Source organism: Xanthomonas cissicola (assembly GCF_008801575.1).
Lineage (GTDB): Bacteria > Pseudomonadota > Gammaproteobacteria > Xanthomonadales > Xanthomonadaceae > Xanthomonas > Xanthomonas cissicola.
The window spans coordinates 1-14,999 of record NZ_VZPL01000058.1 but is presented as its reverse complement, the minus strand read 5'-3'; the positions used below and the strand labels follow the sequence as shown (position 1 = coordinate 14,999).

Annotated in this window: 10 protein-coding genes and 5 pseudogenes; 8 read left to right on the top strand and 7 right to left on the bottom strand. The window is 65.1% G+C overall.

What is annotated here, in order from left to right:
* Positions 1-96: 96 nt before the first annotated feature.
* From F7R02_RS19100 to F7R02_RS19085, 3 genes are all read left to right on the top strand, one after another.
* On the top strand, positions 97-867 hold the full coding sequence (locus F7R02_RS19100; RefSeq protein WP_011050424.1) for a DUF72 domain-containing protein: 771 nt from the start codon (positions 97-99) through the stop codon (positions 865-867).
* Positions 868-1,139: 272 nt separating this feature from the next.
* Positions 1,140-2,813: an alpha,alpha-trehalase TreA gene (gene treA / locus F7R02_RS19090; protein WP_078518121.1), complete on the top strand. Its 1,674-nt coding sequence runs from the start codon at positions 1,140-1,142 to the stop codon at positions 2,811-2,813.
* 424 nt (positions 2,814-3,237) lie between these two features.
* A complete protein-coding gene (locus tag F7R02_RS19085; RefSeq protein ID WP_015472615.1) occupies positions 3,238-3,933 on the top strand; it encodes an AIM24 family protein in 696 nt (231 codons plus the stop codon).
* A gap of 337 nt (positions 3,934-4,270) precedes the next feature.
* On the opposite strand, the gene F7R02_RS19080 is transcribed toward F7R02_RS19085, so the two are convergent.
* On the bottom strand, positions 4,271-5,173 hold the full coding sequence (locus F7R02_RS19080; protein ID WP_005915485.1) for a magnesium transporter CorA family protein: 903 nt from the start codon (positions 5,171-5,173) through the stop codon (positions 4,271-4,273).
* A gap of 245 nt (positions 5,174-5,418) precedes the next feature.
* Here F7R02_RS19080 and xopV point away from each other — a divergent pair, with 245 nt between their 5' ends.
* Positions 5,419-6,414, top strand: coding sequence for a XopV/AopV family type III secretion system effector (gene xopV, locus F7R02_RS19075; protein WP_167521063.1), 996 nt, complete (start codon positions 5,419-5,421; stop codon positions 6,412-6,414).
* An 86-nt stretch (positions 6,415-6,500) separates the two neighbouring features.
* Here xopV and cycA read toward each other — a convergent pair whose 3' ends face one another.
* Entirely contained in the window at positions 6,501-7,877 is a 1,377-nt protein-coding gene (cycA, locus tag F7R02_RS19070; protein ID WP_003490009.1) for a D-serine/D-alanine/glycine transporter, read from the bottom strand.
* Between the two features lie 402 nt (positions 7,878-8,279).
* Complete coding sequence (locus F7R02_RS19065) at positions 8,280-8,495, bottom strand: hypothetical protein (protein WP_033483897.1); 216 nt, start codon at positions 8,493-8,495, stop codon at positions 8,280-8,282.
* A gap of 302 nt (positions 8,496-8,797) precedes the next feature.
* Here F7R02_RS19065 and F7R02_RS19060 point away from each other — a divergent pair, with 302 nt between their 5' ends.
* Positions 8,798-9,577 (top strand): transporter substrate-binding domain-containing protein, encoded by a 780-nt coding sequence (locus F7R02_RS19060; RefSeq protein ID WP_005931220.1) that lies wholly within the window; start codon positions 8,798-8,800, stop codon positions 9,575-9,577.
* Between the two features lie 87 nt (positions 9,578-9,664).
* Here F7R02_RS19060 and F7R02_RS19055 read toward each other — a convergent pair.
* A pseudogene (locus F7R02_RS19055) lies at positions 9,665-10,539 on the bottom strand (DMT family transporter).
* Between the two features lie 198 nt (positions 10,540-10,737).
* Between F7R02_RS19055 and F7R02_RS19050 the strand changes: the two are divergent.
* Positions 10,738-11,622: a class I SAM-dependent methyltransferase gene (locus F7R02_RS19050; RefSeq protein ID WP_078589590.1), complete on the top strand. Its 885-nt coding sequence runs from the start codon at positions 10,738-10,740 to the stop codon at positions 11,620-11,622.
* 58 nt (positions 11,623-11,680) lie between these two features.
* Positions 11,681-12,391: a hypothetical protein gene (locus F7R02_RS19045; RefSeq protein WP_235857292.1), complete on the top strand. Its 711-nt coding sequence runs from the start codon at positions 11,681-11,683 to the stop codon at positions 12,389-12,391.
* Between the two features lie 227 nt (positions 12,392-12,618).
* On the opposite strand, the pseudogene F7R02_RS19040 reads toward F7R02_RS19045, so the two are convergent.
* The 3 pseudogenes from F7R02_RS19040 to F7R02_RS19030 all read right to left on the bottom strand — a co-directional run.
* Positions 12,619-12,811, bottom strand: a pseudogene (locus tag F7R02_RS19040) (hypothetical protein).
* A 172-nt stretch (positions 12,812-12,983) separates the two neighbouring features.
* Positions 12,984-13,095, bottom strand: a pseudogene (locus tag F7R02_RS26985) (transcriptional regulator); the annotation flags it as partial.
* Between the two features lie 61 nt (positions 13,096-13,156).
* A pseudogene (locus F7R02_RS19030) lies at positions 13,157-14,866 on the bottom strand (GGDEF domain-containing protein); the annotation flags it as partial.
* A gap of 65 nt (positions 14,867-14,931) precedes the next feature.
* On the opposite strand from F7R02_RS19030, the pseudogene F7R02_RS27560 reads away from it, so the two are divergent.
* A pseudogene (locus tag F7R02_RS27560) lies at positions 14,932-14,999 on the top strand (transposase); the annotation flags it as partial.

Here is a 14,999-nt window from a genome sequence, read left to right as displayed (position 1 = left end):
TATCGAAGCGCTGCGTGATTCGCCCGTGATCGCGATGCACACGGCATCCTGACGCACATGCATGCATAGAGTGCTGCCGCCCCCAGCTTACCCGCCATGCCAGCTCGTCCATCCGGTGCCATTGCACGTGTGCGTTGTGGTTGCGCAGGCTGGTCGATTCCCGCCGCAGACCGCGCACAGTTCGACGAGGGCGCCAGCGTATTGCAGCGCTACGCCACGCGTTTGGACGCGGTGGAAATCAACTCCTCGTTCTATCGTCCGCACCGCGCCAGCACCTACGCGCGATGGGCCGACAGCGTGCCGGAGGACTTTCGTTTTTCGGTCAAGCTGCCACGCAGCATCAGCCACGACGCACGCCTGCACGGCACCGGGCCGCTGCTGGATGCCTTCCTGGCGCAGGCCGGCGCGCTGGGAACACGACTGGGCTGCCTGCTGCTGCAACTGCCGCCCAGCGCGGCCTTCGATGCCGCGGTGGCCGCGCGGTTTTTCGCGATGCTGCGCCGGCGCTGGGACGGCGGCGTGGTCTGCGAACCGCGCCACGCCAGCTGGTTTGCCGCACCTGCGCAGGCGTTGCTGGCGCGCCATCGCATTGCACGCTGCGCCGCCGACCCGGCGCCGGTGCCCGCGGCCTCACTGCCGAGCCCGGCTGCTGCACCGCTGTATTGGCGCTGGCATGGCGCCCCGCGTCGCTACTACAGCAGCTACGCGCACACCGCACTGCAGGCGCTGGCCGCCACGGTGCGCGCCAGCCACCCAGGCAGCACGCAGCCTCCGGCCGAACGCTGGGTGATCTTCGACAACACCGCAGCCGGGTGCGCAACCTCCAATGCGCTGGAATTGCAGCGCTTGCTGAGGAACGAACGCTAGCGCAAGCGCGGGCACGCGACGGCCTCCCGGCACGCCAATGGCGCGCATCTTGCAGCAGCCAGGCTGCAGGCATATCGGCGCGCCACCATTCAAGCTGCATGGCCGGCGCGCCGATATGCCTGATCGACGCACGTTGCGGCACCCCGCCGATCAGCTTGCTGAATCCAGTCGTCCCCGTGCGAAGCCTGTCGGCGTGCCGGCAGCTCGCTCGGTCCCGCCCGCCACACCGGTCGTTTACCATGCCCTACGCCACTGCCCGTTCTGGAGATGTCATGAGTTCTGCCGCGCCCCCGTGCTGCACGTCGCTGCTTGGCCTGTCGCTGAGCATGTTTGTTGCGCCGGGCACGCTGACCGCCGCGCCGCTGGACGCTCCGGTCGTCAATGCGCCGGCGCCCACGCCGCCCACGCCCGACCTGGCCTACCCGGAACTGTTTCAGGCCGTGCAGCGCGGTGAGTTGTTCGATGACCAGAAGCACTTTGTCGACTTCCTGCCGCTGCGCGACCCGGCGCTGATCAACGCCGACTATCTGGCCCAGCACGATCACCCCGGCTTCGATCTGCGCAAGTTCGTGGACGCCAATTTCGAAGAATCGCCGCCGGTGCAGACCGATGCGATCCGCCAGGACACCGCGCTGCGCGAGCACATCGACCTGCTGTGGCCCAAGCTGGTGCGCAGCCAGAACCACGTGCCGCCGCACAGCAGCCTGCTGGCGCTGCCGCATCCGTATGTGGTGCCGGGCGGACGCTTCCGCGAGGTGTATTACTGGGATTCCTACTTCACCATGCTGGGCCTGGTGAAGAGCGGCGAAACCACGCTCAGCCGCCAGATGCTGGACAACTTTGCCTACCTGATCGACACCTACGGGCATATTCCCAACGGCAACCGCACCTACTACCTCAGCCGCTCGCAGCCGCCGTTCTTCTCCTACATGGTGGAGCTGCAGGCCGGCGTGGAAGGCGAGGCGGTATATCAGCGCTACCTGCCGCAGCTGCAAAAGGAATATGCCTACTGGATGCAGGGCAGCGATGACCTGCAGCCCGGCCAGGCCGCGCGCCACGTGGTGCGTCTGGCCGATGGCAGCGTGCTCAACCGCTATTGGGACGAGCGCGACACCCCGCGCCCGGAAGCCTGGCTGCACGACACCCGCACCGCCGCAGAAGTGACCGACCGCCCGGCCGCCGAGGTCTACCGCGACCTGCGTGCCGGCGCCGAAAGTGGCTGGGACTACACCAGCCGCTGGCTGGCCGACGGCCAGAACCTGCGCACCATCCGTACCACTGCCATCCTCCCGATCGACCTCAACAGCCTGCTCTACCACCTGGAGCGCACGCTGGCGCAGGCCTGCGCGCAACCCGGCGCGGAGTGCACCCGCGATTACGCCGCACTTGCACAGCAGCGCAAGCAGGCCATCGACGCGCATCTGTGGAATGCAGCCGGCTACTACGCCGACTACGACTGGCAGACGCGTACGCTGAGCAACCAGGTCACCGCCGCTGCGCTATACCCGCTGTTTGCCGGCCTGGCCTCGGACGATCACGCCAAGCGCACCGCCAGCACCGTGCGTAAAACGCTACTGCGTCCGGGCGGACTGGCCACCACCGCAGTGAAGACCGGTCAGCAGTGGGATGAGCCCAACGGCTGGGCGCCGCTGCAATGGGTGGCTGTGGATGGCCTGCGGCGCTACGGCGAAGACGCGCTGGCACGCACCATTGGCGAACGTTTTCTGGCTCAAGTGCAGGGGCTGTTCGCACGCGAGCACAAGCTGGTCGAAAAGTACGGCCTGGAAACCGATGCGGCCGGCGGCGGCGGTGGCGAGTACGCGCTGCAGGACGGCTTCGGCTGGACCAACGGCGTCACCTTGATGCTGCTGAACCTGTATCCGGGCAAGGACACCAAAGCCGCACCCGCCAAGCGCGTGCGCAAGCCCGAGGCGGCCGCGCGCTGAGGACGGTGCCGCTGCTGCGCAGTGCGTGGCGGCAGCAGGGTCGGATCATCGGCGTTGGATGTCGGGCGGTGCACATCTTCGATGCGCAGCACAGCCGTTGCGGCAACACGAGGCGCTCTGCATTTGCTGGCAACATATAGCGCGGCCGTGCGATGGGGGCATCGCACACACACACTGTTGCATAAGAACGCGCCATGCCGATTGGGCGCACCGGCGAGGCCCTCCGATGGTGTGCAGCCGTCTGGAGCGCAGCGATTCGACCGGCGCCTGGTTCACCCGCAAACGTAGGGCGCGGTCGGTGATCGCCACCTTGGCGCTGGCATCGCATGCGCTGATGCGCAGCACTTGGGCTCCCGGTGCCGGCCTGCGACTGCACCGCAGACGGCCGCGTATCATGCGCACTCTTTCACTCCAGGACGGACCCATGGCCGTACGCACGCTCAACGAATTTCTCGCCCATTCCAGGGAAAAGGACGTCAGCCCCGATCCGTTCGAACTGGAAAACCCGCATCTGCTGGAAGTGCGCCTCAACGGCATGGTGTGGTCCAAGGCCGGCGCCATGGTGGCGCGCACCGGAAACGTCAAGTTCACCCGCGAGGGACTGCTGGAACAGGGCCTGGGCAATCTGCTGAAAAAAGCCGTCAGCGGCGAAGGCATGCAGTTGATGAAGGCCGAAGGCCAGGGCCGCGTGTATCTGGCCGACCTCGGCAAACTGGTGACGCTGCTGCGCTTGAATGGCGAGTCGATCTTCGTCAATGGCAACGATGTGCTGGCGTTCGAATCGGGCGTCGAACACAAGATCACCATGATGCGCAAAGTGGCCGGCATGCTCTCGGGCGGGCTGTTCAACGTGCGCCTGAGCGGCCACGGCATCGTGGCGATCACCTCGCACTACGAGCCGCTGACCTTGCCGGTCACCGCCACCAGCGGCCCGGTGTTCACCGACCCCAACGCTACCGTCGCCTGGTCCGGCACGCTGACACCGGAACTGGTTACCGACGTCTCGATCGGCACGCTGTTCGGCCGCGGCTCGGGCGAAAGCCTGCAGATGCGTTTCAGCGGCGAAGGCTGGGTCGTGGTGCAGCCCTATGAAGAAGCCAGCTTCCAGGCCAAGGGCTGATCCGGGCCGCCGGCAGCAGTCAACAATGCGCATCGCCCGGTTGCACGCCACGCAGCCGGGCAGTTTTCCGGCCAACCCTGTAGGAGCGCCCCTGGGCGCGAGGGCCTTCCCGGTAACGCCACATCGCGCCCGGGGGCGCTGCTACGGGTTTCCTGCATTCTGCCGCGAGCTGCACGGCTACCGAACTGCACCAGCGCGGCGTTGCCTAGTCTCGAAACCGCGCGCAACTGATGATTGCGCTACCGACACGTTGCAGGAGCGCACCCGGGCGCGAGCGCCTTCCCGGTAACGCCACATCGCGCCCAGCGGCGCTCCTACGGTTTTCGGCTGTGATGCGTCACACCCATCCACGCTTGCGAAACCACGCCAGCGGCACCACCACGCTCAACGCGATGATGCCCAGCGCCCAGAAATAGTTGTCGTGCCCCTTGAGTTCGGGCATGTAGGCGAAGTTCATGCCCCAGATGCCGACCAGCACGGTGGGTGGGATGCCGACCACCGATGCCACTGCCATCACCTTCATCACGTTGTTCTGGTCGATGTTGATCATGCCCAGCACGCTGTCGAGCAGGAACTCGATGCGGTCGTCCATGTGCTGATGGAATTCGCTTAGGGTGGTCAGGTCCTTGTGCAGCGAGGCGATGCGTTTGGCCGCATCGGCGCCGAACCAGTCCGGCGCGGTGCCATCCAGATACGTCACCAGACGCAGCATGCCCTGCCCGGCGCTATGCAGCCCGCCGAGCTGGCGGCCCATGTCGCCGACCTGGTGCAACATGCGCTCCAGATCCTTGGTCTTGTGTGGGCTATCGAACACCTGCCGCGTGGTCTCGGTGACTGCCGCTTCGAGTGCCTCAAGCCGGTCTGCCAACCGCCCGACCAGTTGATCGAACATGCGCAGCAACAGGTCGTCCGAGCTGTGGCAGGGCGCGTGTTCCAGCCGCGCGGGAAAGTCCTCCAACGAGCCGATGCGCTGCTCGCGCAAGGTCACCAGCATGCTGGGCGACAGCGCGAACCCCAGCGGCGCGGTGGGGCCGTCATCGTCCTGAAAACGCGGCACGTTGAGAAACAGCACATCGCCCTGGCGGCGTACCCGGCTGCTGAATTCGATCTCGCCAATCGCCGCACGATCGGGCAAGGCGAACCCCACTTTCTCAGCGGCTTGCGCCAGCTCTTGCGGACTCGGCTGGCACAAGTCGACCCAACAGTGCTGGGTTCGGGCAATCGGGTGGATCGTGATCATGCATCGGCTGTGGGATGAAAGAGCCCAAGCATCCTCCGCGTCCACCATGGCGTCAACGCCGGCGCATGCCCATCGGCGATAGCCGCGATAGCCGCGATGGCCGTGCCTGCTCACGCATGCGATCGCCGTGCGGTTTCTGCAAGGCAGCGAACGCTTTCGCCAAATCGCACATCGATTCTGCTGTGAGCGGTATGCACGTTCTGGCTGCCTTACATTTTCCGCTCACGCATTCCAGGAGTTCGCGCATGAAAATCTCCGGCTCGGCGTCTCGCCAGCGACACGAGCATATCGATCCTGTTGATCCGCGACATGCTCCATCGGTTTGCGACGACATCCAAATCGGCGTGCACTCCCAGCTCCACGGGCTGCCTCGCATGCGCCGAAGCGCATCAGCCAAGGAGCGATCGCCGGCGTTCGTCGCAGACGGCAGCCATCTCGATGCGCTGTTCGGCAGCACCCAGCCAGCGCGCGGAAAGCAACTGAAAGACGGTAGCCACCGGACGCCGATTCAGACTCAGGAAATAGAAACGCCTGCCGGCGGCCATGCGCACGTCAAGATCAATCCAACACGCCTGTTCGTCTCGACCGCTCCGGCACTGGAGATGCCGCGTCGTCTCGATCCGGCCGAGCTATCCAAAGATCTCGGGCTGAGCGAGGACGCCATCGATCGCATCAGGAGCACCCCGACGTTCCACGAACAGACTGAAACCGGCGCTCCGTCCGTTGCGCCACTCGCTCGGCGGCTGCGCCTGGACGATCTGCGCGACAAGAAAGTGGAGTACAAATGGAACATCGCCAGTAATGGCAGCCTGGTCATCGGCGAAGGGCATCCCGGCGTGGTCCTGGACGAGCCGATGACAAGCAAGGACGCGCGAAAGAAGAAACAGCCATACGCGCAAGGCCATGTCACCCTCGTGGGCGGCCAACCATGGAACAAGACCCCCTGGCAGGAAAATCGCCTGATACCCGAAGCGCGCCTCAGCGGCACCCTGTACTACAACACGGGCGGCGAGCTCTGCATCGACAATGATTCGGGGCGGTTCAGCGAATATGCCGATCGCACACCACAGCATCTCGAAAACGTCGCCAAGCTCTTTCAGCAATACGGTCTACCGGTCACGCCGCAATGGAAAGCAAAGAAACAGATCCCGTTGCAGCGTCTGCCCGCCGGCGCGACCGTAGCGCCGCCGATCCCGGCAGAGGAAGGCGAAGTCGCGCATTCTGACCCGAACGGCGAATGATCCGCCGTCCACGCGCATCGACATGACCGCCCGCAGCGTGCGTCACTGCCGCACGCTGCGCACGCAATGAGTTCCGCACGGATCGCTCAGCGCTGCCGGTTCCCGCGGCGTTTGACTGCATAGCCAATGGCCAGGAGCAGGAACCACACCGGGCTTGCCAGCAATGCCTGACGCGTGTCGTCCTGCAGGGTCAGCAGCACGATGACGAAGGCGAAGAATGCCAGGCACACGTAGCACATCAGCACGCCGCCGGGCATCTTGAACGCCGAGGCGGCGTGTTGCTCCGGGCGCTTGCGGCGGTAGGCGATGTAGGCGCACAGGATCAGCGACCACACGAACATGAAAAGCACCGCCGACAGCGTGGTGACCAGCGTAAACGCGGTGACCAGGTTGGGAATCAGATACACCAGCATTGCGCCCAGCAGCAGGCACAGGCAGGAAAACAGCAGGCCGCGCGCCGGTACCGCCGCACGCGACAGCTTGGCGAAGCCCTTGGGCGCATGCTGTTCTTCGGCCAGGCCGTAGAGCATGCGGCTGGTGGAAAAGATGCCGCTATTGGCCGACGAGGTGGCCGAGGTCAGCACCACGAAGTTGATCAGGCTGGCTGCCGCCGGCACGCCGGCCAGCACGAACAACTCCACGAACGGGCTCTTGTCGGCCACCACCTGCCGCCACGGTGTCACCGCCATGATGGCGATCAGCGCAAGCACGTAGAAAATCAAGATGCGCACCGGAATCGAGTTGATCGCCTTGGGCAGGTTGCGGCGCGGATCGGCCGTTTCTGCAGCCGTGGTACCCACCAGCTCGATACCGACGAAGGCGAACACCGCAATCTGGAAGCCGGCAAAGAACCCGCCGATACCCATGGGGAACATGCCGCCGTCGTTCCACAGATTCGACAGCGAGGCCACGTTGCCCGACGGCGAGCGAAAGCCCCACACCACCAGCCCGGCGCCAGTGACGATCAACGCGGCAATGGCGATGATCTTGATCAGCGCGAACCAGAATTCCATCTCGCCGAACAATTTCACCGTGACCAGATTCAGGCCCAGCAGCAACAACACGCACAAGATCGCGGGAATCCACGGCGCCAACCCTGGAAACCAGAATTGCGCATAGGCCGCAATCGCGATGACATCGGCAATGGCGGTGATGATCCAGCAAAACCAGTACGTCCACCCACAGAAGAACCCGGCCCACGGCCCGAGCAGGTCGGTGGAAAAATCGATGAACGACTTGTATTCCAGGTTGGAGAGCAGCAGTTCGCCCATTGCGCGCATGACGAAGAACAGCATCGCGCCAATGATGAGATAAACGAACAGGATCGACGGCCCGGCCAGACTGATCGTCTTGCCAGAGCCCATGAACAGGCCGGTACCGATCGCCCCGCCAATGGCGATCAACTGCAGGTGGCGATTGGACAGGCTGCGTTGCAGATGATCGGGCGCGGACGGGTCAGACATGGGCACGGCACCGGCAAGTGAACAAGCCGTCAAAAATACGAGATCGCGCCAGCGCATACCAGGGGCTTGCGCTGCGGTAGCCGCGAGGCCATGCATGCGCCGGCGCATGGTAGGTAGGTCGCCCCATCATGGTGCGTCGGTGGTGGCATGTAGCCAGCTACCTCTCGAACGCCTGGACAAGTGGCTTCAGGCTCGCTGCAGAGCAGCTTCAGGCACGAAAGTACTCCTCCCGGCGAGCAATCATGGCCAAAGCGCGTCGCTCAGGCCGCCTCCGCTAAGCGTAAAGGACCACGGCAGGCGCGCCATGGACGCGCCGGCCTTGAAGCGCGGGCCGATGTGGGACGCGCCCGTTGCCGTGACGACGGGCAACGCCTCGCCCCCTTGTCGTTGCATGGTCAGTACTCAACCACCAGCGAGCCCGCCGCCTACCCGCCCTGGCAGCGCTCCGTCATCCTGTTGCCCCAGATCGCCCACTTCATCATTCAGGCCACCCCGTTGCGGCGGTTGTTCTTGAAGCGGCGTGTCTTGCTCGTCGGTATCGGGATCGGGCGTGCCATGTGCCAGAACAGCTGCGTTGGCGCTGGCCATGGCGGGCGCCGTGCGTGGATTCAGATGCATGAGCAACTCCGATGGAATTCACACGGGAGCGTCAACGCTAGACTGCATCGCGCTACTGCACCGTGAGCCTGCGATACGCTTCCGTGACGTGCTGTTGACGTGGCGCAGTGGAGATAGCCATCGCGACTGCGGTCGCTCAACACCGCCTAGCGCACGACGCCCGCTTGCACAGTTGCGTATGCACACCAGCGGAAGGCCACTTTCTAGCGGTAAGCAAGCCTGAGCTGGCGCGCGTTTGACGCCTCGCAGCGCAGACCGCCGCAGCCACCGCTATCATGCCAAGACCTCGCCGAGACCATGCCATGCGCTATCGCATCTGCCTTGCCTTGTTGTTGAGCTGCGGCACGACGCACGCGGCCACACCGGCATCGCGCCTGGATGCGGTGCTGCAATCGGGCGTGCTGCGCGTGTGCACCACCGGCGACTACCGTCCCTATTCGCTGCTGCGTGACGACGGGCAGTTCGAAGGCAGCGACATCGACCTGGTGCAGTCGCTGGCCGCCAGCCTGGACGCACGCGTGCGCCTGGTGCGCACCAGCTGGCCGCACCTGCTGCCCGACCTGCTTGCCGACCGCTGCGATATCGCGGTCGGCGGGATCTCCGTCACCTTGCAGCGGCAACGCCAGGCCAGCTTTAGCGCGGTACTTGATGTGGACGGCAAGATCCCACTGGTGCGCTGCGTCGACCAGGCGCGCTACCGCACTCTCGAACAGCTCAACCGGTCGGAGGTGCGCCTCATCGAACCACCGGGCGGCACCAACGAAGCCTTCGCGCACCGCCAGTTACCGCAGGCGGCATTGCGGCTGTTCGCCGACAACACCACCATCTTTCAGGAGCTGCTGGCGCATCGCGCAGACGTCATGATCACCGACGCCTCCGAAGCGCTGTATCAGCAGGCAAGGCTACCAGGTCTGTGCGCCATCGCACCCGAGCAACCGCTGCAATACAGCGAGAAAGCCTTCCTGCTCCCGCGCGACGACCACGCCTGGAAAGCCTATGTGGATCAGTGGCTGCATCTGACCAAGGCCAGCGGCGAATATCGGCGCATCGTCGAAGGCTGGCGGCAGCCGCGCACTGAGTGAACGGGAATCGGGAACGGCAAAAGCGCTACTCCGATCGGGTTTAGCGCACTTCTGCTTTTGCCATTCCCCATTCCCAATTCCCGGCACTCAAACAATCTTGGTTCGCCGCCACCAACGCGACACCTGTTCCTCGCGCACCAGGGTGAACAAACCGGCGCCCAGGATCAGCGCGATGCCCACGGCCATCGGCCAGTCCAGATGATCATGAAACAGCAGGTAGCCGAAGGCGATGGCCCATAGCATCTGGCTGTATTGGGTTGGCGCGACCACGCTGACCGGGGCCATGCGCGTGGCGTACATCATGCAGATGGCGGCCAGCCCGGCGAGCAAGCGTAGCCGGCCAACAAGCCCCATTGGGACAGCGTGGGCCAGACGAAGCTCGGCAACATCATGATCCCGCCCATCACCAACGGGCCGATCACGCCAGCGCCGTACAAGGTCAATCGCTTCTCGCTATGGCCGGCCATGCGCAAGGCGATCACCGAGATGGCGCCGACCAGGCCGCACACGATTGCCGCCACATGCCCGTGGGTGAGATGGCGAAATCCCGGGCGCAGCACGATCAACACGCCGATGAAGCCGACGATCACCGCCGACCAGCGCCGCCAATGCACTTCTTCCTTGAGGAAAATCACCGACAGCACGGTGACGAAGATGGGCATCAAAAAGATCAGCGCGAACGCTTCGGCCATCGGCAAGGTGGTGAAGGCGATCACCGAGGTGAGATTGCCGATGGCGCCGGTGAGCGCACGCAGCAGCCACAGTGCCGGCTACTTTGCCATCACCAGCTCGCGTAGCTGGTCGTCAGGTTTTTTCAGGAACGGCACCGCCAGCAACATCAGCAGGGCGCCGAGAAACAGCACTTCATAGACTGGCAGCGTACCTTCGAGCAGCTTCACGAACGCATCGCTGATCGAATAGGCCGCATAGCAGGCGAACCCCAACAACACACCCTTCAGCATTGCCCACACTCCACGGTTGACGCCGATCGGACCAGGTGTCGATACGGATTGCCTGCAGTATGCGGTGCCGCGTGTGTCAGCGAAACGGCGCAGGCCGTCGACCTCGGTGGCGAGCGCAGGTGTTGATGGCCTCGCAGCGGATGCCTGGCCGCAACAGGTCGGTTACGATGCCGCTCCCCTTCCTTGCAGCGGTGCGGCATGTTCCGCACGCCGCACACAGAGCCGTCAGCCGTGCCCCACTACTCCGGCCCCCTACTCCTTCTCACCGATGCCCAAGCCCTGCTTGCCGCGCGCGGCAGTGGTCTGGCTCACTGGACCGGCTCGCTCGACCTGGGCCGCAGTACCGACACCGCCCAGCTCGATGTGCAGACCTGGCAGTGGCGCGGCCAGGGTTATCCATATCCCGGCAAGCTCAAGGAGCGCACGCTCTACTTCTGGGATGGCGAGGATTTCGTGCCTATCTCGCGCTACAGCGGCGCGTTGATCAAGCTGGTGCCCACCGAATGGGGCGCGCCCACGTTCGAGATCGATGGCATCAAGATGCTGCCGTCCGCGCAGCTGTCGCCGTTCGAGGATGCGCGGCGCAAGGTGGCGTTGGTGGATCCGCGCGGCAAGATCGTGCTGGACACCTGCGGCGGCCTGGGCTATTTCGCCGCCTGCTGCCTGGAGGCCGGGGCCGCGCAGCTGCTCTCGTTCGAAAAGAATGCCGATGTGCTGTGGCTGCGCACGCTCAACCCGTGGTCGCCGGATCCGGAGAGCGCCGCTGCCGGCGGCCGCCTGCAGCTGACCCATGCCGATATCGCACAGCACATCGCCACGCTGGCCGACGATTCGGTCGATGCCATCCTGCATGACCCACCACGCTTCGGCATTGCTGGCGAGCTGTATTCGCAGGTCTTCTACGATCAGCTGGCACGCGTGTTGCGCCGAGGCGGGCGGCTGTTTCATTACACCGGCGCGCCCAACAGGCTCACCAGTGGGCGCGATGTGCCCAACGAAGTGAGCAAGCGTCTGGCCAAGGCCGGCTTCACCACGCAACTGGCCCTGGATGGCGTACTGGCGAGCTTGCCTGCACGGCGCTGAGCGGTGTCTCCACGCGATGGACGCTGGCGATACGACGCGCGCGATCACCGAGCGTCAGATGCAAGGCAGCCTGGGTTCACGGCCCGCATGCGCACTGCATGGCCATTCGAAGCGTACGCGAGGCCAGCATGACGGTCGCCGCGGCGGTTGCAGCGTGCCGCCGGAGGGATCTGCGATACTGCCGCGCCCTCGACACGGACGTTACACGCGCGCCCATGTGATCATTGCCCTGCTGGTCTCGCTATTGCTGGTCACTGCGGCGCCAACGCACGCGCAGTCGGCATCGGCATCGGCATCGGCATCGGCACGCGCAGCATCGCAGCCGATGTCGGAAGTGACCACGCGCTATCCGGTGACCACCGCAACAGTGGGCGGGCGTGTGATCCACCTGGGCGAATACCAGGGCAAGTGCGCGGTGTTGCGCGACGGCGACGTCATGGTGCTGAGCATCGGTGCCCCTTGCTATTTCAGCATCGATCCTCGGCATGCCGCACAGGTCCATCGCTTCCATGGCAGCGACGTAGTGCTGGTACAGCACGCGCATCCAACGTCGCGACCAGACTGGGATGTGGCCGTCTATGGGCCCATCTGCGCCTTCCAAGCGCAAGCGGTACGCGACATCGGCGGCGTGCTGGAACCCGGCGGCGTCGCCGGTTCCTGGCATTGCGACCCGACCGCGGGGGCCGACCAGAAGCAGTTCGTCTATCGCTACGACACCTGGCCCAGGCACGGTGCGCGGCGACCTGCGCGCACGCGAAAAGCGCACTGAACGTTGCGAACGCCGCGGGGCCGATGCGAATCCGGCCTGGTTTTGGTCAGCGCTGTTTGCTCAGCAGATTTACTGCGCCGCGTACCAGCGTTTGCACGCTGCATGCGACTGCCTGGCACCGCGCCTCAACCGCTGCGTGTCGGATGGCAGAGACGTCGCATGATCGTCGGCAACGCACACGCCGGGTCATGCAGTGCGAAAACGTGCGATCGCGACCAGTCGCACCATCACCGCAGCTGACGGCGCGCATTCCAACTCGCATATGCGAAGCCGCCGACGATCGCCAACGGTACGCAGCAGCAGCGCATCCCAGCCGACAGCAATCCAGAAGCGATGCGGGTCGCTGTCGACCAGAAAGACCCGTGCCGGCCGGCCACGAATGACGCTGACGTAGCGCCCTGCGAGGATTGCCTCGCGCAATAGCCACAGACGTCCGCAACATGCGATTACCGCGATGACAGCGACGCCGCGCACCAGCCAGTCGGTCAGGCGTGCGGCCTTGCGTTCAGAGGCCGGCAGCGGGCATGGACGCGGTGTTTTCAAGCCTGCATTCCTATCGACATGGCAGCGAAGTTGACGCGCCCCCGTTCAGCTGCGGGCTTCTGGCCATGTAGAGCAACACGTGCAACATGCGGGAAAGGCGGCTATCGGTGCGCATGCGGCCTGGGTCGTTCGATCGGTTCACGGCAACCAGCGGTCGCCATCGGCCGGCAGCTTGTGCCGCAGCATCGCCTCGATGTCGCAGCGCAGGTGCGTACACCAGGATCAGCACACCGCCCACTGATCGCGCCCAGCGGTCTTGGCGGCGTACAGCGCAAGATCGGCCTGGCTCAGCAACGCATCCAGCCCGATGTCGGCGACGATGCGTACCGCGCCCATGCAAAAGCGTACCGGTTCCTCGGCCGGCAGGCCGGCGATGTCGATCGCTGCCACCGCACTACGCAGGCGCGTAAACACCGTGGGAATCTCCTCTTCGCCACAGCCCGGCAACACCAGCAGGAATTCTTCGCCGCCCAGGCGGCCCAGGCGATCCTGCCCGCGCAGGGCCAGCCGCGATGCGCTGGCCAGCGCCTTGAGCACCGCATCGCCGGTGGCATGCCCATACACGTCGTTGATCTGCTTGAAGTGATCCAGATCGATCAATGCCAGCATGCCCGGCGTGTGCGAGCGCAAGGCCTGCTCGATCTGCTGCTGCGCCTCGGTGCGAATGGCACGCCGGTTGGGCAGGCCGGTGAGTTCATCGCGCATCGCCAGCCGCGATAGCTGCCGGCGGTGCCGTGCGCCGAAGGCCAGCACCACAAATGCACCGAGCAACAACAGGCAGGCTGCGCACAACGCGATCCACAGCGTCCGCTGGCCGGCTTCGCGCGCCTGCAGTGCCAGCTGCGCGGTCTCGCTGCGGCGGCGCAGCTCGGCCGTTTCGGCGCCGCGGCGGGCATCTTCGTAGCGCGCCTGCAACCGCAACATCACCGTATCGCGCTGGCGGTTCAGGCTCTGCGCGCGCAGCGCGTTGGCGCGTTGCAGCTCCTGGTAGGCCTCTGCATGACGACCTTGCGACGCCAGCGCCTGGGCGATCGCGTCCACCAGTTGCGCGCGCCGGTGCAAGGTCAGGTTGGGGTCGTCTGCGGCCTTGGCAGCCACGATTTCCGCGTCCAGACCCTCAGCCTTCAACGCGATCAAGGCCCGCAGCAACACGGCGTGGCACGCCGCGACGCGCCCGATATTGCCTTGTTGCTGCATCAACGGCAGGGCTTCGCGGGCCATCGTCAATGCAGAAGCGGCATCGCCGGTTTCGATCAGGGCTTCGCTGGCGCTGGTCAGCGCTGCAGCCACGCCAGCCTGGTCGCGCAGTTCGCGACTGAGCGCCAACGCGCGCCTGAAATGCAGCAGCGCCGCTTCGGGTTGCCGTGTGGCCAAGGCAGTGCCGAACTCGTATTCGATCAGACTGCGCTGAAAGCGCGCCGGCTGGTCGTGCAGGCGTGCGAGCGCACGCTGCAGGTAGTCTTCGGTTTCGTTGTCTTCGGCGGCGCGACCGCCGACGCGGCTGGCCAATGACCCCAGTTGCGTCAACGCGTCCAGCTCCAGCCCCAAGAGTTTTTCGCGCGCCGCACATTGATAGCTGGCCTGCGCCGCGTTCCACGACTCATCGCTGCTGCCGGAGGCGAGCATGCTCCACATGTCGATTGCCTCGACTTCGCACAGCAGATCGTTGCGGCCCAGCGCGCTGGGCCGTTGGCGCAGCGCTTCCAACCGCGCCACCATGACGCGATTGGGGTTTTCGCGCACATCGCTGAGCGCCTGCACGATGTCCAGCCACAGCTGCGCCTGCGAGGCGTTGCCGTGCAACTGGTCGAGCCTTCCGCGCGCCTGCGCCAGCAAGGCCCAGAATTCGGCATCCACGTCGTGGTCGCCGCTAGCGCGCTGCAGTGCGCCTTGTGCGATCTGCAACGCGACCACGGGGTCGTCGATGGTCGACGTCCACCCAATTTTGAGTAGCGCCTCAGTTTGGAGTCCAATTCCCTACCCCGAGGAGATTGGACGTGAAGAAACGTTTTACTGACGAGCAGGTCATCGGCTTTCTGCGCGAAGCCGAAAGCGGCGTGGCGAT